The sequence below is a fragment of the Niallia circulans NBRC 13626 genome, from assembly GCF_001591585.1.
Lineage (GTDB): Bacteria > Bacillota > Bacilli > Bacillales > Cytobacillaceae > Niallia > Niallia circulans.
This window is the reverse complement of sequence record NZ_BCVE01000008.1, coordinates 178,539-198,152: the sequence shown is the minus strand read 5'-3', so window position 1 is coordinate 198,152 and position 19,614 is coordinate 178,539. Positions and strand designations below refer to the sequence as shown.

The window sequence follows — 19,614 nt, the reverse complement described above, 5'->3', positions numbered from 1 at the left end:
ATAATTCAGTATAAATCAAACATAATTGTCACACTTAAATTACAGTACTGTTCGTTTATAAGGCACAATGTTATCTAATTTGAAGGAGAAAATTTATATATTACCTTAAATTAAAGTCATAGTATATCAAAAGAGAGGATTATGGTAGATATGATTTTTTCAGAGGTTAATATTCATTTATTTAGGTACATTAATGATTTAGGAAAGCAATACACTTTTTTGAATATACCAATGATATTCATTGCCGAGTATATGGTGTATTGCTTAGCTATTGTAACTTTGATGCTTTGGTTCAATAGCAAGAAGAAAAATAGGATGATGGTATTTTGCGCCATGGTTAGTTTCATATTTGCAGAAATTGGAGGGAAAATAGCTGGAATACTACATTCAAATTATCAACCTTTTGAAGAGTTATTACATGTAAATAAATTGATTGAAAAGGCTGTGGATAATTCTTTTCCAAGCGATCATACAATTTTATTTTTTTCCATTTGTCTATCCTTTTATTTATTTAAAAGAGGGCTTTGGTTGATATGGGTTATGCTTGCTTTTATTGTCGGGGTATCGCGTATATGGGTAGGCGTTCATTATCCAATGGATGTTTTGGTAGGGGCAATCATTGCGGCAATGTCATCCATTTTAGTTTATGTGACTTTACCGAAATTAAAGTTGACTAATCAATTTTTAGCCTATTATGAGGATTTGGAACAATGGCTTAATAGGAAATTTTCTTCAAAAAATAAAAGTTCAAGGGATATATAACGGTTGTTACAGTAATAATATGGGAAGAAAATAAAGTAAGCCTCTTTTTAGGGGCCATTGCTTATTGGCTAAAAGAAGTTTGAAAGCAGAAGAAACATAAATGATCCTTCAAAAGCTGAGCATGATATATCACTCTGCTTTTGAAGGAATTTGATTAATCTGTAGCTAAAAGTGAATACAACCTAAGATCAATAAAACGATTCTTAGCCTTTTCCGCTTTTCTTAAAGTTCCTTCGTAAGTGAAAGATAATTTTTCTATAAGTTTGATTGAATTAATATTATCAGGTTCAATTTTAGCTTCTATTCTATTTAGGTGTAAATCAGTAAAAGCAGATTGAATTAAACATGAAATTGCTTCTTTGGCATATCCTTGTCCCCAATAGAGTTTGCTTAATTCGTATCCTATTTCCGCTTTCTCATTCTCAAAATCAATAAAATTAAAGCCGCAAGAGCCGATAATTTGGTTTGATTCCAGCTCAATGGTGGCGTAGCGAATGGCTTTATCTTCCTTTGATAGCTCATCTAAGAAAAAAATCATTTCTTTAGCTTGACTTTCCTCTGTGAAACTGTCGATATTCATAAATTTTGTCACTTCAGGATCCGACCAAATCGGAAATAAACTAGTTGAATCTGAGGCTCTCATTTTTCTTAATAATAGTCTTGTAGTGTGTAATTCTGTAATCAATATTTTTCCCTCCATTTTATAAAGTTTAGTTTGGGGTTATATATTGATATCTGTGCATAATTCAGTCCCTTCATATGAATCTTTTTTTATTATAACAAGACTGTTATGAGAAAGAAATAAAAGTATAAAAACTATATTTATTGAAAAAAGTACATTGGTATTTGGAAAAGGATAAGAGGTTAATGAGGGTGGAGGCTGATAGGATTAACAGCTGAATATGTTAACATTTGATGAATGGTAATACTGCTAATGAAAGAGAAAAAAGAGCTTGGACAAAAGCGGAAGAGGGCTACGGTTCCAAAGTATTTTCATGGTAGCGTTGTGTATTAAGCCAGCGGATGATTTCAACGCACTTTCTCTTTTGTATGGTTGGAATCCTTGTGCCAGTCTCAAGGGATAGCCCCTTATTTGCCGTTATATCCCTCCTTTTTATTATTATCACATTATTCTGTTATTTTATCCGATATTTGCTTCATTTTATTAAATACACAAATCTTTACAAATTAAGATTGGAGAGAAAGGAAGATAATAAAAAATGATACTTCTTATTAAAGTAAGTACCATTCATCTTTTTAAAGTTTAGTGAGGTCTTTTTTTGTGATTTCATTTTTTAATATTTTTACAAATTCATTTGATAATTTAAGTTTTACAGCAGAATAGTATGCGGTAAATAAGTTATCCTTACTTCATTTTCTTAACGATTCCATCCTTGCAATCTCCTTTAATTGGTAATTTTCGTATATTCATCCGAATTAGAGCAATATAAACTAATTATAAGGGAAATCAAGAAACTACATTTAAGTAAAGGCGGTTCTGCTGATTTCTTTATAAAGTTGTCTTTTTTATGGTTTACTTTATAGAAAAATTATTAATAGCACAATCATTTGTCTCACCGTTTCATACTATATAGGGAAAGGACAAGCAATTAAAATAATTGATTGCTTGGAGGTATTTTTTTAATAAAGGGGTGAAATTTATGCCATTTACAATTTTCGGTGTTGATTTAACTGTTACTATTTTAAATATTCCTTTTAATGCAGAATATAGTATCACTATTGGTAAACACCACAAAGAAAAACATCACCATCATCATCATGATGCTGTAAAAGCATAATAGTTTAAGGAGACTATTAATATGGTCTGTGTATAGTCTCTTTGTCTACCAAGAAGAGTACAAAGGGAAGTAATCACAAGAGCAGCGGATTAGTCCGCTGCTTCATTTGGTACTAAATTTAAAAAACGGGCAAATGCAAGGAGCGTATATTGTCGTTTACTATACATATCATCTATTAGTTTGCAGAAGTTTTTATAAGCGAATTCTTCTTTTGCTTTTTTCTGTTTTTCTCCAAGACTTTGCAATGATTTACTAAGCTTTTCCGCTTCTATACGGTATGCCTTTTCCTTCTGTTCATATTCCTCGATTTTTGCTTTGATATTTTCTGGGATATAGCCTTCTGGAATAAGGAGTGAAACCAGTGCTTTTATTTTTGGTATTTCCAGTTGATTGGCTAAATAGGTACGGTGATTCCCGTCTGAAGCAACTGTATATTTCCCATTCGGAAGCCTATATAAATGTAAATCGGCAGGACATTCATCATGCCAGCCCTTTTGTTCCAGTGAATTTCGAAGATCTTTAATTTTATCGCTGTTCTTTACTTGGTTAACGGGTGTAGAAAGTCCGATAATGTCATTTGGAGATACAGATATGACACCATAATCAACCGTAACATAAGGTTTATAAGGTTTCACTACTTGATCAAAGAGCATCCATCGTTTTCTAAATAATTTAATCAATGGAAACACCTCCTAATTAAAGCTATTTTAACTAGAGGTAGTCTCATGACAATAAAATCATAATAATTATTTCCGGATCTAGACAAACCTCTAAATATTAGAAATAGGCGTTTATTATTCCATTATAAAAGGGAGTAAGTATCAAAAATTTGTTTAGTACAATGGTATAATAAATTAGATAGATAATAAGTAAATAAGAGGAAATTAGAAATTATATAATTAGTTTTGTAAACGGTATCACAGGAAAGAGAAACGGCTATTCTTTTCTTTGTTAGAAAACCTTGTTCTCATGAAAACAAGTAATAAATCGTATTATCTATCATATAGTACGAGTGTAATCATGGAAAAAGAGGAGGTGCTTTTTACATATATGAGTGGATTAGTGTTTTTTCAATTAGCTGCTGCATTATTAGCAGCAGTAATATTTTCATTTTTACCTATCTTAATCTTTTTAATAGTTGTCCTATTTTCAAAACTGAAAGGGGTTACTTTGTCTGGGAAGTTTGCAAATAGCTATTTGTTAATCAGCACACTTTTTTGTTTAATTATTTTGTTCTCATTTAGTATTCCGACAGTCTTACATTATATTGGAAAATAAGCTATATTTTATGGAATAAGCGTTCGATGTAAATTAACTTCTTAAGAAAGAAGGGTAAATTCTTTGGGAGTTTATTAATAAATATTAAGCGCCTTCATTTTGAAAAATATAAAAAACATACAACATGATTTTGCTTTATCTTATTCTTTGTTATGTGGAAAGTTGGTTGTCTTCATTAAAATGAGTTTCTAACAGTAAAGATAATACAATGTTCGCTGGAAGAGTAAAAAGTTTTTTAATAAGAACATTCGTTCGTGAATAACTTGATTAAGAACAAATGTTCTTGTATAATAAGAAAGAAGGAGGAGTTAACGATGGTAAAGCAATTAGAAAAAGCGCGGAAAGAAAAAAGACCAATTGAGATTATCTATGTGAAAAAGGATAATGCTGTCTCCCAGCGTACGATTCTGGTGTATGGAGTCACAGACACATACATAAAGGCCTATTGTCTAAAAAAGAAGCAGCCACGCATTTTCAAGTTGGATTCCATCTTAGCAGCCTCCTTTGTTAAAAAGACATATCCATTGTATGCTTAGAAGCTTTCTCTTGAGGAGATTGCTTTTTATTTTATGAACTAGATAAAAATGAATTTTGGGCATGGATGTAGGAGCCAGTAAAGATATTTCAGCTTTGTATCGTTCTGTCTATAAAAATGGGTATCTATTATATTAGATTGTGAAACTATAAGCTTTTGCTCTAATTAGTGAATCAGTAGCTTTGTTTGCTAATATTATAAAATGCTCCGATTTCTATGTGTTTGGCTTTATTAAAAATATTCATATTTACTATACATATTATCCGCGTTTCTAGTAATAGACTTTATTCTTAGTAGTTCTGCATATTTTGACAAAGAATAGTATAAAAGCTCGAACAAGCATTGTTTCCTTCCATAGTATATATTGTAAGTGAAATTCAATAATTGAAAGGAGTGATAGAGAATGGGTCGTCATAATAATAATGTTGGTGGTTCAGCTCATAACAAACATTGCAATAAATGTTCTAATCGTGTTTCCCCAGTAGAAGATATCATCCATCCAACTAAAACGGTTGTACGTACAACAACAAATAAACGCAGAATCCGTAATATTCATCCAACAGAAATCATCAATGTAAATAGAACGGTAGTCCGTAATGAAAACTTTTTCCCTGTAACAGAAAGACAAGTAAACGAAACAGTAGTACAAGATTTTGATTGTGGATCTGATATCAATAACTCAAATAATTGCAGACCAAGAAGAAGATTCTTCTAATGGTAAGGAGAAAAGGGCACCTGTTGAAAATAGGTGCTCTTTTTGTATATAGAGGGTTTGTATTTCAAAAAGAAGGACATAGAAAAAGAAAGCACAAAGCGTGCTTTCTTTTTACGGATTAATAACTTCCTAAAAAGGAAGCTCCAACGATAATTAACAAGATGAACAAGACAACTATTAAAGCGAAGTTACTTCCGTAACCGCTGCCACCGCCGTAATATTCTGACATTTATGCCACCTCCTTCTACTAGTTACAATATATATTATGTAAGCATGTATAAGAGTGAATGGACAAGAATCACATAGGAAAAACAAAAGGCATTTTCATTAAAGAACTTGCACTGATAAATAATAGAATAGATATTCTCCATAAAAGCAAAAAAGCCTCAAGAAGAGGCTAACATTATGTGGTTATGGAAGGCTGTGTTAGTCATATATTGCTTAATTGAAGAAAAAGGCCATATCCATGCACACATATACCAATTCTTGAGCCTTTTCGCAATCTTTATTAATAACCGCCTACATAAGATGCACCGATGATAATTAATAAAATAAATAATACGACGATTAAAGCAAAGTTTCTTCCAGATCCGCCTCCATATTCAGACATATCAGTCACCTCCATCTATAGATTTACTATATGATATGAAAGTAACCGACTATGGTGTGGACAAGTTCATTAAGAAACGTTAAATATGTAAAATGATCAATAACCCTAAAAAGGGATTTATCTAGGGGGAGATAACTAGATAGCGCTTACTATTATATCTAAATATAAAACTGTTCTAATTTCATCAAAAAAAATTAAACTATTGTGTGCAGACATCTTCTAACTTTGTAAGCTGTGAATTATGTACAAGTTCAACTTTAAAAACATTATAAATATCCCTAATTTCCCAATAACCTGTATCATAGCAAAATAAAACTTTGAACACTCTGCCTTTATACAAAACCTTCCCTTCTGCCATTATAAACCTCCTTGATATTAGGTATACTTATATATGGTTTCTTTTCCACTTACCCAATTTTGAAAGCAAATAAACTTATTTTTTCATTTTTTTTTTTAAAAAACTAGGTTTCTGTTTATTCTGTGCTATGAATCTAAGTAAAATCATAAAAATATATTAGGAAATTAGTAAAAATAAGACTTCTTTTAAGCCGATAATCCAGTTAGAATAATAGGAAGGAGAAAAATTTTCCATTTTCAACATTCTTATCAATTAGTTGAACTAAGGTAGTGAATAGAAAATTGCACGATTCTCAAAATGGAGGGATCATGATGAAAAGAATTGCTGTGTTCTGTGGTTCAAGTACAGGTGCTTCTCCAATATATATGGAAGAAGCAATTGCGTTAGGGAAGGAATTAGCAAGAAGAAAATTAGAACTTGTATATGGTGGATCATGCGTAGGTTTAATGGGAGCCATTGCAGACAGTGTGGTGGAATCAGGAGGAAAAGTAATTGGTGTGCTTCCAGACTTTTTGCAAGAAAAAGAGATAGCACATCCAGCTTTAAGTGAGTTGATTATTGTTAAGTCCATGCATGAACGAAAAGCGAAAATGACAGAGCTTGCAGATGGCTTTATTACTCTTCCAGGCGGGGCAGGAACAATGGAAGAATTTTTTGAGATATTTACTTGGGCTCAGCTTGGATTACATAAAAAACCTTTAGGGATTTTGAATATTAATCATTATTACGATCCACTTGTGGGATTAATTAATCATATGGCGGATGCGGAATTTTTGCAAGAGCAATACCGTTCTATAGCGATAGTTGATGTTAATCCAAAACAATTACTTGATCAATTCACTACATACACCCCGCCAGCCATTAAAACGTTCATTGAAGTAAGTCAGTCGTAATTTTTTATCCCTTAAAATATTCATGATAGGAGTAGAACAGCTATGTATCTAGTACAGAAGTTTTATGATTTAGAAGATTTCAAGAAAGTGATGATTCCACATTTAGAAAAAGACGAAGCAGTAAATGGGTTGCCTCTTGGAATTTTAATGAATGCTAATCAGGATATGAAGCCAACTGTAATGGCCGGCTTATATGATAATGAACAACCTATTCTTATGTTATTGCAGACACATCCAAAACAAATCATAGTCGCTGTGTTTGAAAGGATTTCGCCTAATGATTTACCACTTATCAGCAAGTTGATTCATGAAAGCATCACCGAAATTCCAGGGTTAATTGGAGATAAAGCAATTGTAGAAGAAATAGCGATGCATATTGCCTCTTTGCGCAGCTTAAAAGTTGTCCTTGGGATGGATCAACGTATTTATCAATTGAAGGAATTAAAGAAAAAGGCAGATCAAACTGGTATTTTTAGATGGGCGGATAAAAGTGATCAGGCCATCATCCAGCAATGGGTTTACGATTTCGCAGTTTCGGTCAATCAGCCGCTGGAAATCGACCAAGCTGCTAAACGGGCAGAAGAACTAATTGAAAGCAACCGGCTTGCTTTCTGGGAAGTAGATAATCAGGTGGTCAGCATGGCTAATGCAAGCAGACCGACGAAAAATAATATAACGATAAATTTTGTTTATACACCAAAGGAATTCCGAAAAAGAGGGTATGCATCAAATTGTGTTGCAGAGCTTACACAACGATTATTATCCTCTGGGTTTTCCTCTACGAGTCTCTATACGGATATAACAAATCCTACGTCCAATAAGATTTACATGGAAATTGGATATGAGCCAAAGATAGATTCTATCTTACTATTTTTGGAGAAATAAGCTGTTCCAAAATTAAAACGTCGATGAGGAGGAATAAAATATGGATGAAAAATATCCAATTGGCTTATTTGAATGGCAAGATGAAATTACCGAAGAAGTCTTACAACAGTGGCTTGCAGAATTGGAGGAGTATCCTGATAAACTTGCAAAAGCAGTTGTGTCTTTAAAGGAGGAGCAGTTAGATACTCCATATCGAGATGGCGGCTGGACAATTCGTCAAGTGGTGCACCATGTAGCAGATAGCCATATGAATGCATATATCAGAACAAAGTTAACTATAACAGAAAAAGAGCCAACGATTAAACCGTATGAAGAAGCACAATGGGCAGAGCTCTCCGATTCTGCACTACCTATTTCTATCTCGCTCCAATTACTTTCTTCCCTTCATGAAAGATGGACATATTTACTCCGAGCCATTCTTTCTACAGAAGACAGGAAAAAAGAATTTTTTCATCCTGAAAATGGAAAGCAGTCGATTGAATTATTAGTGGGAACGTACGCCTGGCATGGTCGTCACCATCTTGCTCACATTATCAATTTATGTAAAAAGATGGGGTGGGATTAAGAAGATAGTAGGAAAGCTTACACTCTGTAAACAAGGGATTCTTTGAATCTGAATAGTTTTCCGAAAAGGACGAATTTAATTTCATTTATCTGCTTAAATAGATTTTGCAAAGATAATGGCGATGTGAATCGCAGCCGGAATACAGAAGGATCGTGTCAGCCACGATTGGTTTATGCTTGCAGGCTCTTACGTCTTGTTGGGCAATTTTTTTATGTGTATTCCGGTTACTTTGTTTATTCTTACATTTATGGTGAAATTTTCTTACAGAATAAAAAAGTACTCAATTATATTGTTTGAACCACTTAACTATTATATAGTAGCCATCTCCTCATTAACCATTACTAAATTTATAGACTGTTCTCTATTTGTTTATTTTCTTCAGTAGACAAGAGGGATGGTTAACGGATTTTCCTCAACCCTTCATAAAAATTTCCTGTTTTTTGCTTACACCATCTATATTTTGAAAATAAAATCATATACATATAGAGATTTGTATATAATTGACCGTGTTTTTTATGTTTGAATGATCTCATAAAATCTATTCTAGAATAATATCGGGGAAAAGAAGAGGAGGGGCACTGTGACGTATATTGGAAAAAGTGTTTTTCGAAAAGAATCCCTCGAAAAAGTAACAGGGAGAGCAAGGTATACCGCTGATTACCTAGCGAGTGATGCTTTACATGTGAAAATGGTGAAAAGCTCGTATGCTCATGCAAATATTCGCTCTATTGAAATAGAGAAAGCACAAAGGCTAGATGGCGTACGAGCGATTATTCTCGGAGATAATCTTCCTTTAATTGGGGAGGAAGTAATTGATCGACCTGCCCTTGCATTCAATAAAGTACGTTATTACGGGGAAGTCATTGCGCTAGTTGTAGCGGAAAATATTTCTATTGCCAAAAAAGCAGCACAGCTTATCCACATTGAATACGACCCTCTTCCAGTGGTAAATTCTCCGTTACAGGGTTTAGAAGAAAACGCGCCACTTGTTCATGAAAATTTGCTTGATTATACAAAAGACGAAGGAATATACCCGGTAGAAGGAACGAATATTATCAATCATACTAAAATCAGAAAAGGGGATATTCAGGCTGGTCTGCAGGAAGGGGAAGTCAAAATAGAATCTCATTTTTCCATTCCTTTATCAGATCATGCCGCAATGGAGACAAGGGCCGCTCTCTGTGAAATTTTGGAAAGCGGGATTGTCCGAATTGTAACCAGCTCTCAAGCCCCTTATATGGTGAAAAAGATTATCAGCAGGGATTTCAAGGTGGAAACAGGAAAGGTCGTTGTAGAAACTCCCTTTGTTGGTGGTGGCTATGGTGGCAAAGCATCTGTACAGCTTGAAATATTTGCTTTTATTGCATCAAGAGCAGTCGGCGGGCGAAAAGTACGTCTATTTAATACAAGAGAAGAAGATTTTGCAGTTTCACCAGTACATATCGGTCTAGAAGCAACCATACAACTCGCTTGTACAGAGGACGGAAAACTAACCGCTGCAAAACTGAAATATGTATTTGATGGGGGAGCGTATGCTGATAAATCACCACACCTTAGTACAGCTGGGGCAGTTGATTGTACAGGACCTTATAACATAGAGAATGTTTGGTGTGATGCTTTATGTGTATATACCAATCATCCTTATCCTGCTCCTTATAGAGGCTTCAGTCATGGAGAGGTACATTTTGCTTTTGAAAGAGCAATGGATATGCTGGCAAAAAAAGTGAGGATGGATCCTCTTCGGTTTCGCAGAATAAATGCAATCCGCCCTGGTGATACCACACCAACACAAGTGTTATTAACAAGCAGTAAAGTTGGAAATATTGAAAAATGCATTGATCGATTACATGAATTAATGGATTGGGAAAAAGGACAATTAGAAGAAATTTCCCCTAATAAAGTACGTGCAAAAGGAATCGCATGCACCTGGAAAAATTCAACTATTGGTCCTAGCGTCAGTTCAGGTGTTATTCTTACCTTTAATTCCGATGGGAGCATCAATCTTATGTCCGGATTAGTGGAAATAGGTACGGGAACAAAAACGGTCTTGGCACAAATTTTAGCAGAGAAGATGAAAATGAAGGTGGAGAGAATTCATGTAAGAATGACCGTAGATACACAAACAGAACCAGAACATTGGAAGACAGTAGCAAGCAGAGGTACGTTAATGGCCGGCAGAGCAGTAATGGCTGCAGCAGATGATGCTATTCGCCAACTGAAAAAAATGGGCGCAATTGTATTAAGGGCTTCAGAAGATGACATAGAGGTTGCTAATGAAACAGTATATCTACGAGATAATCCCCAAAAATTAGTGCCGTTTAAAGATATAGTATATGGATACACCTATCCAGATGGCAATTCTATAGGTGGGCAAATTATTGCAAATGGAAGCTATTCACTTACTGGATTAACGAATTTAGACCCTGAAACTGGTGCAGGGAATCCTGGTCCTGAATGGGCGGTCGCAGCACAAGGTGTCGTAATAGAGATAGACACAAAAACATTTCGCTACAAAATTCTTAAAGCGATAACCGTTATGGATATAGGCGAAGTATTGAACTACAAAGGAGCGCTGGGACAAATAAAAGGAGCAATGAGTATGGGGATTGCATGGGCAGGAAGGGAGGCATTTTACTTTGATAAGAATGGCAGGCTTCTTAATCTGCAATTACGAACCTATCGACCACTAAGGTTTGGCGAACATCCCAATTATGAGGTAGCAATCATTAAAACTCCTCATTTAGAAGGGCCCTTTGGAGCAAGAGGGGCAGGAGAACATGGTTTGATTGGTATTCCTGCAGCAATAGCAAATGCGCTTTCCAAAGCAGTTAATCATGAATTGACCCGGTTGCCTTTGACTCCAGAATCCATCTGGCGACAGACAAAGGAGGGAGCACATGGGTTTTGAATTTTGGAAGACTTCAACTATCGATCAAGCATTAGCGCAATTTGCCAAAACCAAGATGGAAAATCGACAACCTGCTTATTACGCTGGTGGTACAGAAATCCTTACATTACAAAGAATTCAACAGTTAAGTATTGATGTAGCCATTGATATTAAAGATATTCCAGCTTGCCTTGTTCATCAGCTGAAAGAAGACTATCTTGTTTATGGTTCCTGTCTCACTCTAACTGAAATAGAGGATCAAAATCATTTTCCATTATTAACAGATATCTGCAAAGAAATTGCCGATCATACAGCGAGAAATAAGATAACAGTCGGGGGGAATATTTGCGGTGCTATTTTTTATCGAGAGGCTGTTTTACCGTTCCTTTTGACAGACAGCATTCTAGTGCTTGCTGGCAAAAATGGATTGAGAACAGAATATATTCATGATGTTTTTCATGAGCAATTACAGCTTAAAAATGGAGAATTATTTGTGCAGGCATTTATTGAAAAAAGGTACATATCTCGTGAGTATATTGCCATTAAAGTGAGACAGCAATGGGAAACCGGTTATCCGTTAATTACAATTGCTGCTTTAGAAATAGATGGTGAAATTCGAATGGCCTTTAGTGGCTTATGCCCATATCCGTTCCGTTCCATTACATTAGAAAACATAATGAATAATCGAATGCTTAGTCGGCAAGAACGTATCGATCAAATCGTAAATCATCTGCCTGCTCCCATTTTAAATGATGTGGAAGGATCAGAGGAGTACCGTATATTTGTTCTTACAGATCTTTTAGAAAAAGTAATAGCACGACTGGAGGTAGATTGATGGGAGAGAAAGAACCTAATTTGCAGACGATGAAGCTGCGTGTCAACAGGCAAAATCATTTAGTAGTCATTCCTCCAAATAAAACTTTGCTAGCTGTATTAAGGGAAGATCTATTTTTAACTGGATCTAAGCCTGGCTGTTTCAATGGAGATTGTGGAGCTTGTACTATTATGGTCGATCAAATGGCGATGAAATCGTGTTTAATGCTTGCAATGGAAGCAGTCGGAAAGGAAGTAGTAACAATCGAAGGGTTAGAGAATAGTCCTCTTCAGCAAACATTTATCGAGGAATTTGCTTTCCAATGCGGGTATTGTACATCAGGTTTTATTATGAACGGCCATGCACTGCTACTAAATGAAAAAAATCCTAATAAAGAAAAAATAAAAGAATGGCTAGAATCGAATATATGTCGCTGTACAAGTTATGAAGAAATTGAAACTGCAATGTTAAAAGCGATAGAAAGAAAGAAAACATAAGTTTAAATACCCCTGTAGTCCTAATATGTATGCTGCAGGGGCATTTTTACTTATTGTTTTAATTGAGTATTCGAGTTATGACGCACGTCTTCTTCTTTTGTTTCCGCCATACCATATAAACCATTCATTTCTTGTTCATCTTCATCTAGACCTAATCGATCTTGCAGGTTTGTATCTTTTCCATTAGGATCTTTCATCATTGTTCACTCCTTTTTCGGTTATTACTTTTGTTAGTTTGCGAAAAAATGAAAATTATATGTGATGAAAAAGAAAAGGCTAATTAGGAAGTGTCTTCTTTATTTTTTCAAAAATACTTTTCAAGATAAATCCAAGTATGATAAAACCAATAAAGGATCTTGTATGGGACCAATGTTCTCCTAATTCAAACATTTTTCGCAGTATAAATAATGGTTCAATAATATAAGAAAATAGAATCGACCAACCTAAAGTTGCTAACATAAAGTGTTTCCAATTACTAAAATATTGATAGACAATCATAGCTGATATCGGAATGATGACCAAATTAGCAGGAATTAGAGGGGTGATAATGGGGATAATTTTGTCTGGATAGCTCCATAGCATAAACTCAGTACCAATAACATCAAGGAGCATGCAAAAAGTGGCACACACCATTCCATAAGAAAAAATTTCAAAAAAACGATTTTTATCCACGAGTTTCCACCAAATAAAATAAGGAATAATGGTTGCGAGAAATAGAATCCACCAGTTCGGCGATAAAAAGTCATGCTGCAACCAATGATCGATGGAAAGGTGGGTTAATTTTTCTTTTTCTTGTTCGATTTCAATATTGCTGGGATAGTGTAAGATAAAACTAAACATGTATGTCACCACTTTTTATCCTTGATTTAAAGTAGAATTTTATAAAATTAGTATGAGTATAGGAAAAATTTTTATTAGTATTATTTTTGTATACATAAATTTACCAATAAAGAGGATATTAATAGCTATAAAGGTGGGGTAAGACGTGAAAAAAAAGTGGAAAAAATACAAAGTCTATATTATTGGGTTATTTTATATCCTCTTTATTAATGCGCTAATTGCAGCAAGCTATATTATTGGGTTTAAGGAATTAAAAAAACTAATTACTTTCTAATCCATTTATATTATATTGTGGCCACACAATATAAAAAGTGTCCTTTGTTAGTTAGAGGACTCTTTTTTATTTTATAAGGGTGACAGTATTTGAGCTGAGAACAGTTAAGTGATATATTTATAATATTAAGAAAATTTTAAGGGGTGGCCATCATTGTCGTTAGAAAATGTACAAGCATATTTAAGTAAATGGAATAGAGAGAAAGATATACGAATATTTACAACATCTAGTGCAACTGTTTTAGAGGCTGCTGAAACATTAGGGGTAGAACCACAAAGAATTGCAAAAACATTGTCATTTCGTAAGGACAATAATGCGATATTAATTGTTGCAGCAGGTGATGCCAAAATTGATAATAAAAAATTTAAACAAGCTTTTTCGGAAAAACCAAGGATGCTCTCACCAGAAGAAGTTTTAGAAAAAACTGGTCATGCTGTAGGCGGTGTTTGTCCTTTTGGTTTAACGGAAGATTTACCTGTCTATTTGGATGAATCATTGAAGCGATTTAGTACGGTCTTTCCAGCTTGCGGCAGCAGCAATTCAGCTATTGAATTAACCAATGAAGAACTTTATATCTACGGAAATGCAGTGGAGTGGGTGGATGTATGTAAAGATTGGGAGTGATAGAACAAAAATAAATTATTTGAACATAAAGTAGGGATAATAGATGCAAATTTCTTTTATTTATTAGCTAAAAGGATAATCGCGCAATATAATCACAATAACATGTTTTAGAATTTTAATATGAGAAGGATTTAGTAGCTTTTAAGGGAATTACATAGTTAAAGAAGGCTTACCACATAGTGATAAACCTTCTCTATTTCCAGTCTTCCATTCTACTTTTAAATATTATTGAATATGACGATATACACCAATTACTTTTCCAAGAATGCTTACATTTCGCAGGATAATCGGTTCCATTGTGCTATTCTCTGGCTGAAGGCGAATAAAATCGCGTTCTTTAAAGAATCTTTTAACAGTAGCTTCATCTTCCTCTGTCATTGCCACTACTATATCTCCGTTATTAGCTGAATGCTGCTGCCTTACAATTACATAATCACCATCTAAGATTCCAGCCTCAATCATACTTTCTCCCATAACTTCGAGCATGAATATTTGTTCGTCACTAGGTGCTAATCTTTCAGGCAGTGGAAAATATTCTTCTACATTTTCAATTGCTGTAATAGGCATACCCGCTGTTACTTTTCCGACCACAGGCACATTAATAATATTATATTTTGGTATATTGCTTTCTTCAAGATCCAAAATCTCAATCGCTCTAGGTTTCGTTGGATCTCGACGAATTAATCCTTTACTTTCTAATCTTGCCAAGTGGCCATGAACCGTAGAGCTCGATGCAAGACCAACAGCTTCTGCAATCTCACGTACAGAAGGGGGATATCCTTTTAGCTTTACTTCTTCTTTTATGTATTCTAGTATGTCTAATTGCCTCTTTGAAAGCTTCTGCATTATATGCACCTCGTTATTTTATTCTTGTCATAATTATAGCATGTTTAAGAATAGGATACAAACATAAGTTCTATTTTATTGTTGACAGGAAACGTTTGTTCGTATTAAACTAGATTCATAAACGAACATACATTCTAAAAAAAGGTGGAATTATAGATGTCTAAATTGTGGGAAAAATATTCATATACTATTATTCTTTTAATTTGTGGTTTTATAGCGTGTATTATAATTGTAATTAATACGGGTGAAGCAGATTCTAGCAAATATGTATCCGTTACTGTGAAAAATGGGGAAACTCTCTGGGAAATATCTAATGAATATGCAGGCTCTTATAATATGTCAAAAAAACAATTTATTAAATGGGTAGAACAACAAAACAATATCTCTGCAAATAGTATTTCGGCAGGAAAAGAAATACTCATCCCAGTACGTGAAGAGGATCATCAACTAATGTTGGCATCAGAATAATAGAAAAGGACTAATAATAGTAATGAATAAGGAAAAGAATGCGATTATCTATTGTCGAGTAAGTACAGATAAAGAAGAACAGACTACTTCTCTTGAGCGACAGGAAGAGGAATTATTACAATTGGCAAGTAAAATGGGCTTTGAAGTGAAAGAAATAATCTCCGAAAGAGCAAGTGGATACGATTTAGATAGAGAAGGATTATTGGACCTTTTATCGCGGATAAAGGAAAAGGATATTTCGTCTATTCTTATACAAGATGAGACAAGATTAGGCAGGGGAAATGCTAGAATAGCGATTTTACATTGTATATTAAAGGAAAATATTAAAGTTTATAGTGTTTCCTCTTCTGGAGAACTTACACTTTCTGAAGCAGATGAAATGGTATTAAAAATTGTAAGTATTGTAGAAGAATATCAGCGAAAGATACATAATTTAAAAATAAAAAGAGGAATGAAAAGAGCTGTAGAAAATGGATATCGCCCAGATAGAAACTTAAAAAACTTAGGAGATCATTCAGGAAGGCAGAAGATAGATGTTCCTATTGAAGAAGTGGTGAAATTAAAGCAAAATGGGTTAACTTTTGCAGAAATAACTTCTACATTAAAAGGATTAGGCTATAGCTTTTCTAAAGCTACTATTCATAGGAGATATCAAGACTATATAGAGCAAAGAAAAGAAAAGTAATGCAGAAATCTTCATGTCAGTCTTTTCAATAGGAAACTGCTTTTATTTATGTTATAATGGATTTCATCAAGCCAGTTACAAGTAAACTGGGCTTTTTTATTTTATTACAGCTTAAATTAAAACACACAGTTAGTGCGTTATTGACTATGGTAAGACAAGTTATCTTATCACACAATCATGAAAAATTTAATAAAAGGAGTATAATATGTATCCTAAAAATAAACTTGATCGTATAAATGAACTTGCAAAAAAGAAAAAGGAAACAGGCTTAACGCTTGAAGAAGCAAAAGAACAAACAAAATTACGCGCAGATTATTTAAAAAATTTTCGTTCAACTATGGTAAATACAATTGAAAATGTAAAAATTCTTGATCCAAATGGAACGGATGTAACACCTCAAAAGATTAAAGATATTCAAAATAAAAAGAAATTACACTAATTTTTCCCTTTAACTCTAGCCTTAACATTTATATGTTAAGGTTTTTTTATGTTTTCTAAAGGAATTTATGGGTAAAATACAAAATAAATGTCGAAATTATATAGTGGTGCTTCTTTCTAGTGTACATATATAGAAAAAGAATCATATTGGCTACTAAAATCAAGAAAATGAGAGGATGTTGAACATTGAATACAAAATTAGATCATTTATCTATTGCTTCAATTAGAACACTTTCTATTGACACAATCGAAAAAGCTAAATCAGGCCATCCAGGAATGCCGATGGGTGCAGCACCGATGGCTTATACTTTATGGACATCTTTTATGAATCATAACCCTAAAAATCCAGAGTGGTTTAATCGAGACCGCTTTGTTTTATCTGCAGGACATGGCTCTGCTTTACTATATAGCTTATTACATTTATCAGGCTATGATTTATCCCTTGATGATTTAAAGGGGTTTAGACAGTGGGGAAGCAAAACACCAGGACATCCAGAGTATGGACATACCGCAGGAGTGGATGCTACAACTGGACCCTTAGGACAAGGAATTGCGATGGCCGTTGGTATGGCACTTGCAGAAAAACATTTGGCAGGTGTATATAATAAAAATAATTATCCAATTGTCGATCACTTTACATACAGTATTTGTGGTGATGGGGACTTAATGGAAGGAGTATCTGCAGAAGCGGCTTCTCTAGCTGGACATTTACAGTTAGGGAAATTAGTTGTGCTATATGATTCCAACGATATTTCTTTAGATGGTGATTTGGACAAATCGTTTTCCGAAAGTGTAGAACAGCGATTTAAAGCGTATGGATGGCAATATATTCGTGTCGATGATGGTAATGATACTGACCAAATTGCAAAAGCAATAGAAGAAGCAAAGAAAGATCAATCAAAACCTACATTAATTGAAGTGAAAACGATTATTGGTTTTGGTGCACCAAATAAAGCTGGAAAATCATTAGTTCATGGAGCTCCACTTGGTGCTGAGGAGTTAAAATTAACGAAGGAAGCCTATAATTGGACGTTTGATGAAGACTTTTATGTACCAGAGGAAGTTTATAATCATTTTAAAGAAAAAGTCTTAATGAATGGTGAGAAAAAAGAACAGGAATGGAAAGAACTTTTTGCAAATTATGAAAAGGAATTTCCGGAACTAGCTGAACAATTAAAAACTGCTCTAGCAGATACTTTACCACAAGGTTGGGATCGTCAAATACCTGTATATGAGGAAGGCAGCAGTCTAGCAAGTCGTGCCTCTTCCGGAGAAGTAATCAATAGCATTTCAAAAGAGCTGCCATTTTTACTTGGAGGATCTGCCGATTTAGCTGGAAGTAATAATACAATGATTAAGGGAGGAAAGGATTTTACTCCTGAAACGCCTGAAGGAAGAAACATATGGTTTGGCGTTAGAGAATTTGCGATGGGCGCAGCTTTGAATGGAATTGCCCTTCATGGGGGATTAAAAATATTTGGTGGTACTTTCTTTGTATTCTCTGATTATTTAAGACCTGCGATCCGTCTCGCTGCTTTGATGGGACTACCAGTAACGTATGTTTTCACACATGATAGTATTGCGGTAGGTGAAGATGGACCAACTCATGAACCTGTTGAGCAATTAGCTTCTTTAAGAGCAATGCCTAATCTTTCTGTCATTCGTCCAGCGGATGGAAACGAAACAGCTGCTGCTTGGAAAATTGCACTTGAGTCTACAAATAAGCCAACTGCTTTAGTCTTAACTAGACAAAATTTACCGACTATTAAAGGGACAAAAGATAATGCATACGAAGGTGTATCGAAAGGTGGATATATTATTTCTCCTTCTAAAACGGAAACCCCTGATGCATTATTAATAGCAGCAGGTTCAGAAGTTGGCTTAGCAGTTGAAGCACAAAAAGAATTAGAAAAAGACGGAATCAATATTTCTGTTGTCAGTTTACCAGCATGGGACCGCTTTGAACAGCAATCTAAAGAATATAAAGAGGCCGTTATTCCAAAAAACGTAAAGAAAAGATTAGCAATCGAAATGGGAAGTTCTCTCGGCTGGCATAAATATGTTGGAGAGGAAGGAGATGTTCTTTCAATCGAAACATTTGGAGCATCTGCGCCAGGAAATAAAGTACTAGAGGAATATGGATTTACAGTGTCCAATGTGGTCAAACGGTTAAAATCATTACTAGAAAGTTAACTCGTCAAGGATGGCTGGAAAAGGATTCTTCACCAACCAATGGGGGGAATCGCATTTTCCATTCCATCCTATTTTCTTCGTTCGACAAAATAAGTCTGTTTTTTTAACACCTTGAGACACATCTTGGAGATATCCTTCTTTATAATAGAAGGAAAAGAAGTGGACAGGTTGGTGAAGATTCAGTATGAGAAGATATCAATTGTATTTAATTAAAGAAAAAATCGCTATTCACTATAATGGTAGAGAACGTTTGTTTTACAATTTATTTTCGGACCATACTAAAACAAACGATGGACCATTAAAGGAGATACTGCAAAAACAAGTGGATTTTATTACGCTTCCTATTTCTAGATGGATGATCGAAAATCAACTATACTCCGCTTTACAGAGAAACAAGAGCTTCCAATATAAAGATGGTACTTTTTATATTGAAAACGGAAATTTAAGCAGTGCAACATTAACGATAAAAGATAATTCTTTATTTATAGAAGCAAAGGGTTACTATGATGCGGAATCCATTTTCTTTGAAATTATTCGGAAATACGAACCTTCTTTCTTAGCAATTGATGTGGAAAATGGCCGATTTGGCTGGTTAAAACCAATTAAGGAAAGAAATTTTGTCTAAAATGGAGAAATTCTGTAACAGAT

Annotated in this window: 26 protein-coding genes and 1 pseudogene; 18 read left to right on the top strand and 9 right to left on the bottom strand. The window is 34.3% G+C overall.

Features of this window, described 5'->3' with window-relative positions; all coding sequences use genetic code 11:
* Positions 1-150: 150 nt before the first annotated feature.
* On the top strand, positions 151-762 hold the full coding sequence (locus BCI01S_RS12625) for an undecaprenyl-diphosphatase (RefSeq protein WP_061799002.1): 612 nt from the start codon (positions 151-153) through the stop codon (positions 760-762).
* A 154-nt stretch (positions 763-916) separates the two neighbouring features.
* Here BCI01S_RS12625 and BCI01S_RS12620 read toward each other — a convergent pair whose 3' ends face one another.
* Together BCI01S_RS12620 and sda are read right to left on the bottom strand one after the other, a co-directional pair.
* Positions 917-1,447 (bottom strand): GNAT family N-acetyltransferase, encoded by a 531-nt coding sequence (locus BCI01S_RS12620; RefSeq protein WP_061798986.1) that lies wholly within the window; start codon positions 1,445-1,447, stop codon positions 917-919.
* 572 nt (positions 1,448-2,019) lie between these two features.
* Positions 2,020-2,121 (bottom strand): annotated as a pseudogene (gene sda / locus BCI01S_RS26355) (sporulation histidine kinase inhibitor Sda); the annotation flags it as partial.
* Positions 2,122-2,423: 302 nt separating this feature from the next.
* Between sda and BCI01S_RS25260 the strand changes: the two are divergent.
* A complete protein-coding gene (locus tag BCI01S_RS25260) occupies positions 2,424-2,561 on the top strand; it encodes a hypothetical protein (RefSeq protein ID WP_156485423.1) in 138 nt (45 codons plus the stop codon).
* An 89-nt stretch (positions 2,562-2,650) separates the two neighbouring features.
* Here BCI01S_RS25260 and BCI01S_RS12615 read toward each other — a convergent pair whose 3' ends face one another.
* Positions 2,651-3,241 carry a hypothetical protein gene (locus BCI01S_RS12615; protein ID WP_047944834.1) on the bottom strand — a complete coding sequence of 197 codons (591 nt, stop codon included), beginning with the start codon at positions 3,239-3,241 and terminating at the stop codon, positions 2,651-2,653.
* Between the two features lie 340 nt (positions 3,242-3,581).
* On the opposite strand from BCI01S_RS12615, the gene BCI01S_RS12610 reads away from it, so the two are divergent.
* The 3 genes from BCI01S_RS12610 (at position 3,582) to BCI01S_RS12600 (ending at position 5,089) form a co-directional block, all read left to right on the top strand.
* Positions 3,582-3,839, top strand: coding sequence for a hypothetical protein (locus BCI01S_RS12610; protein WP_061798983.1), 258 nt, complete (start codon positions 3,582-3,584; stop codon positions 3,837-3,839).
* A gap of 314 nt (positions 3,840-4,153) precedes the next feature.
* Positions 4,154-4,375, top strand: a complete 222-nt coding sequence (locus BCI01S_RS12605; protein ID WP_047944832.1) for a WYL domain-containing protein — start codon at positions 4,154-4,156, stop codon at positions 4,373-4,375.
* Positions 4,376-4,777: 402 nt separating this feature from the next.
* Complete coding sequence (locus tag BCI01S_RS12600; RefSeq protein WP_047944831.1) at positions 4,778-5,089, top strand: CotD family spore coat protein; 312 nt, start codon at positions 4,778-4,780, stop codon at positions 5,087-5,089.
* Between the two features lie 118 nt (positions 5,090-5,207).
* On the opposite strand, the gene BCI01S_RS12595 is transcribed toward BCI01S_RS12600, so the two are convergent.
* From BCI01S_RS12595 to BCI01S_RS25630, 3 genes are all read right to left on the bottom strand, one after another.
* On the bottom strand, positions 5,208-5,318 hold the full coding sequence (locus tag BCI01S_RS12595) for a YjcZ family sporulation protein (protein ID WP_061798981.1): 111 nt from the start codon (positions 5,316-5,318) through the stop codon (positions 5,208-5,210).
* Between the two features lie 279 nt (positions 5,319-5,597).
* A complete protein-coding gene (locus BCI01S_RS24770) occupies positions 5,598-5,699 on the bottom strand; it encodes a YjcZ family sporulation protein (RefSeq protein WP_141231624.1) in 102 nt (33 codons plus the stop codon).
* A gap of 199 nt (positions 5,700-5,898) precedes the next feature.
* The gene (locus tag BCI01S_RS25630; RefSeq protein WP_167555731.1) at positions 5,899-6,057 is read right to left on the bottom strand and encodes a hypothetical protein; all 159 of its coding nucleotides are present in this window, start codon (positions 6,055-6,057) and stop codon (positions 5,899-5,901) included.
* 311 nt (positions 6,058-6,368) lie between these two features.
* On the opposite strand from BCI01S_RS25630, the gene BCI01S_RS12590 reads away from it, so the two are divergent.
* The 6 genes from BCI01S_RS12590 (at position 6,369) to BCI01S_RS12565 (ending at position 12,598) form a co-directional block, all read left to right on the top strand.
* A complete protein-coding gene (locus tag BCI01S_RS12590) occupies positions 6,369-6,950 on the top strand; it encodes an LOG family protein (RefSeq protein WP_061798980.1) in 582 nt (193 codons plus the stop codon).
* Positions 6,951-6,992: 42 nt separating this feature from the next.
* Positions 6,993-7,835, top strand: coding sequence for a GNAT family N-acetyltransferase (locus BCI01S_RS12585; RefSeq protein WP_061798978.1), 843 nt, complete (start codon positions 6,993-6,995; stop codon positions 7,833-7,835).
* Between the two features lie 40 nt (positions 7,836-7,875).
* Positions 7,876-8,400: a YfiT family bacillithiol transferase gene (locus tag BCI01S_RS12580; RefSeq protein ID WP_061798976.1), complete on the top strand. Its 525-nt coding sequence runs from the start codon at positions 7,876-7,878 to the stop codon at positions 8,398-8,400.
* Between the two features lie 580 nt (positions 8,401-8,980).
* Positions 8,981-11,308, top strand: coding sequence for a xanthine dehydrogenase family protein molybdopterin-binding subunit (locus tag BCI01S_RS12575; protein ID WP_061798974.1), 2,328 nt, complete (start codon positions 8,981-8,983; stop codon positions 11,306-11,308).
* Positions 11,298-12,122 carry an FAD binding domain-containing protein gene (locus tag BCI01S_RS12570; RefSeq protein ID WP_061798972.1) on the top strand — a complete coding sequence of 275 codons (825 nt, stop codon included), beginning with the start codon at positions 11,298-11,300 and terminating at the stop codon, positions 12,120-12,122. The genes BCI01S_RS12575 and BCI01S_RS12570 overlap by 11 nt, the downstream gene beginning before the upstream one ends.
* Entirely contained in the window at positions 12,122-12,598 is a 477-nt protein-coding gene (locus tag BCI01S_RS12565; RefSeq protein WP_047944824.1) for a (2Fe-2S)-binding protein, read from the top strand. Before BCI01S_RS12570 ends, BCI01S_RS12565 begins: the two co-directional genes overlap by 1 nt.
* A gap of 50 nt (positions 12,599-12,648) precedes the next feature.
* On the opposite strand, the gene BCI01S_RS24765 is transcribed toward BCI01S_RS12565, so the two are convergent.
* Together BCI01S_RS24765 and BCI01S_RS12560 are read right to left on the bottom strand one after the other, a co-directional pair.
* Positions 12,649-12,798 (bottom strand): DUF4021 domain-containing protein, encoded by a 150-nt coding sequence (locus BCI01S_RS24765; protein WP_082138457.1) that lies wholly within the window; start codon positions 12,796-12,798, stop codon positions 12,649-12,651.
* Between the two features lie 76 nt (positions 12,799-12,874).
* The gene (locus BCI01S_RS12560) at positions 12,875-13,438 is read right to left on the bottom strand and encodes a CBO0543 family protein (protein ID WP_047944823.1); all 564 of its coding nucleotides are present in this window, start codon (positions 13,436-13,438) and stop codon (positions 12,875-12,877) included.
* A gap of 145 nt (positions 13,439-13,583) precedes the next feature.
* Between BCI01S_RS12560 and BCI01S_RS26215 the strand changes: the two genes are divergently transcribed.
* Together BCI01S_RS26215 and BCI01S_RS12555 are read left to right on the top strand one after the other, a co-directional pair.
* Positions 13,584-13,712, top strand: a complete 129-nt coding sequence (locus tag BCI01S_RS26215; protein ID WP_268874835.1) for a hypothetical protein — start codon at positions 13,584-13,586, stop codon at positions 13,710-13,712.
* A 153-nt stretch (positions 13,713-13,865) separates the two neighbouring features.
* Positions 13,866-14,336: a YbaK/EbsC family protein gene (locus tag BCI01S_RS12555; RefSeq protein WP_047944822.1), complete on the top strand. Its 471-nt coding sequence runs from the start codon at positions 13,866-13,868 to the stop codon at positions 14,334-14,336.
* A gap of 225 nt (positions 14,337-14,561) precedes the next feature.
* Here BCI01S_RS12555 and lexA read toward each other — a convergent pair whose 3' ends face one another.
* A complete protein-coding gene (gene lexA, locus BCI01S_RS12550; protein WP_047944821.1) occupies positions 14,562-15,182 on the bottom strand; it encodes a transcriptional repressor LexA in 621 nt (206 codons plus the stop codon).
* 156 nt (positions 15,183-15,338) lie between these two features.
* On the opposite strand from lexA, the gene yneA reads away from it, so the two are divergent.
* The 5 genes from yneA to sirA all read left to right on the top strand — a co-directional run bounded on the left by yneA (position 15,339) and on the right by sirA (position 19,591).
* The gene (gene yneA, locus BCI01S_RS12545; protein ID WP_047944820.1) at positions 15,339-15,650 is read left to right on the top strand and encodes a cell division suppressor protein YneA; all 312 of its coding nucleotides are present in this window, start codon (positions 15,339-15,341) and stop codon (positions 15,648-15,650) included.
* Positions 15,651-15,672: 22 nt separating this feature from the next.
* A complete protein-coding gene (locus BCI01S_RS12540; protein WP_047944819.1) occupies positions 15,673-16,335 on the top strand; it encodes a YneB family resolvase-like protein in 663 nt (220 codons plus the stop codon).
* Between the two features lie 205 nt (positions 16,336-16,540).
* A complete protein-coding gene (locus tag BCI01S_RS12535) occupies positions 16,541-16,774 on the top strand; it encodes a DUF896 domain-containing protein (RefSeq protein WP_047944818.1) in 234 nt (77 codons plus the stop codon).
* 185 nt (positions 16,775-16,959) lie between these two features.
* Positions 16,960-18,966 (top strand): transketolase, encoded by a 2,007-nt coding sequence (tkt, locus tag BCI01S_RS12530; protein ID WP_047944817.1) that lies wholly within the window; start codon positions 16,960-16,962, stop codon positions 18,964-18,966.
* A gap of 184 nt (positions 18,967-19,150) precedes the next feature.
* Positions 19,151-19,591 carry a sporulation inhibitor of replication protein SirA gene (gene sirA / locus BCI01S_RS12525; RefSeq protein WP_047944816.1) on the top strand — a complete coding sequence of 147 codons (441 nt, stop codon included), beginning with the start codon at positions 19,151-19,153 and terminating at the stop codon, positions 19,589-19,591.
* Positions 19,592-19,614: the final 23 nt, after the last annotated feature.

Bases quoted from the DNA above. Each gene is read 5' to 3' on its own strand.
- BCI01S_RS12595 (WP_061798981.1), bottom strand. From the start codon at position 5,318: ATGTCAGAATATTACGGCGGTGGCAGCGGTTACGGAAGTAACTTCGCT.
- BCI01S_RS12565 (WP_047944824.1), top strand. From the start codon at position 12,122: ATGGGAGAGAAAGAACCTAATTTGCAGACGATGAAGCTGCGTGTCAAC.
- BCI01S_RS24765 (WP_082138457.1), bottom strand. From the start codon at position 12,798: ATGATGAAAGATCCTAATGGAAAAGATACAAACCTGCAAGATCGATTA.
- BCI01S_RS12585 (WP_061798978.1), top strand. From the start codon at position 6,993: ATGTATCTAGTACAGAAGTTTTATGATTTAGAAGATTTCAAGAAAGTG.
- BCI01S_RS12590 (WP_061798980.1), top strand. From the start codon at position 6,369: ATGAAAAGAATTGCTGTGTTCTGTGGTTCAAGTACAGGTGCTTCTCCA.
- yneA (WP_047944820.1), top strand. From the start codon at position 15,339: ATGTCTAAATTGTGGGAAAAATATTCATATACTATTATTCTTTTAATT.
- BCI01S_RS12605 (WP_047944832.1), top strand. From the start codon at position 4,154: ATGGTAAAGCAATTAGAAAAAGCGCGGAAAGAAAAAAGACCAATTGAG.
- BCI01S_RS12580 (WP_061798976.1), top strand. From the start codon at position 7,876: ATGGATGAAAAATATCCAATTGGCTTATTTGAATGGCAAGATGAAATT.
- sirA (WP_047944816.1), top strand. From the start codon at position 19,151: ATGAGAAGATATCAATTGTATTTAATTAAAGAAAAAATCGCTATTCAC.
- BCI01S_RS12560 (WP_047944823.1), bottom strand. From the start codon at position 13,438: ATGTTTAGTTTTATCTTACACTATCCCAGCAATATTGAAATCGAACAA.
- BCI01S_RS12600 (WP_047944831.1), top strand. From the start codon at position 4,778: ATGGGTCGTCATAATAATAATGTTGGTGGTTCAGCTCATAACAAACAT.
- BCI01S_RS12535 (WP_047944818.1), top strand. From the start codon at position 16,541: ATGTATCCTAAAAATAAACTTGATCGTATAAATGAACTTGCAAAAAAG.
- BCI01S_RS12610 (WP_061798983.1), top strand. From the start codon at position 3,582: ATGGAAAAAGAGGAGGTGCTTTTTACATATATGAGTGGATTAGTGTTT.
- BCI01S_RS12625 (WP_061799002.1), top strand. From the start codon at position 151: ATGATTTTTTCAGAGGTTAATATTCATTTATTTAGGTACATTAATGAT.
- BCI01S_RS25630 (WP_167555731.1), bottom strand. From the start codon at position 6,057: ATGGCAGAAGGGAAGGTTTTGTATAAAGGCAGAGTGTTCAAAGTTTTA.
- lexA (WP_047944821.1), bottom strand. From the start codon at position 15,182: ATGCAGAAGCTTTCAAAGAGGCAATTAGACATACTAGAATACATAAAA.
- BCI01S_RS24770 (WP_141231624.1), bottom strand. From the start codon at position 5,699: ATGTCTGAATATGGAGGCGGATCTGGAAGAAACTTTGCTTTAATCGTC.
- BCI01S_RS12570 (WP_061798972.1), top strand. From the start codon at position 11,298: ATGGGTTTTGAATTTTGGAAGACTTCAACTATCGATCAAGCATTAGCG.
- BCI01S_RS25260 (WP_156485423.1), top strand. From the start codon at position 2,424: ATGCCATTTACAATTTTCGGTGTTGATTTAACTGTTACTATTTTAAAT.
- BCI01S_RS12540 (WP_047944819.1), top strand. From the start codon at position 15,673: ATGAATAAGGAAAAGAATGCGATTATCTATTGTCGAGTAAGTACAGAT.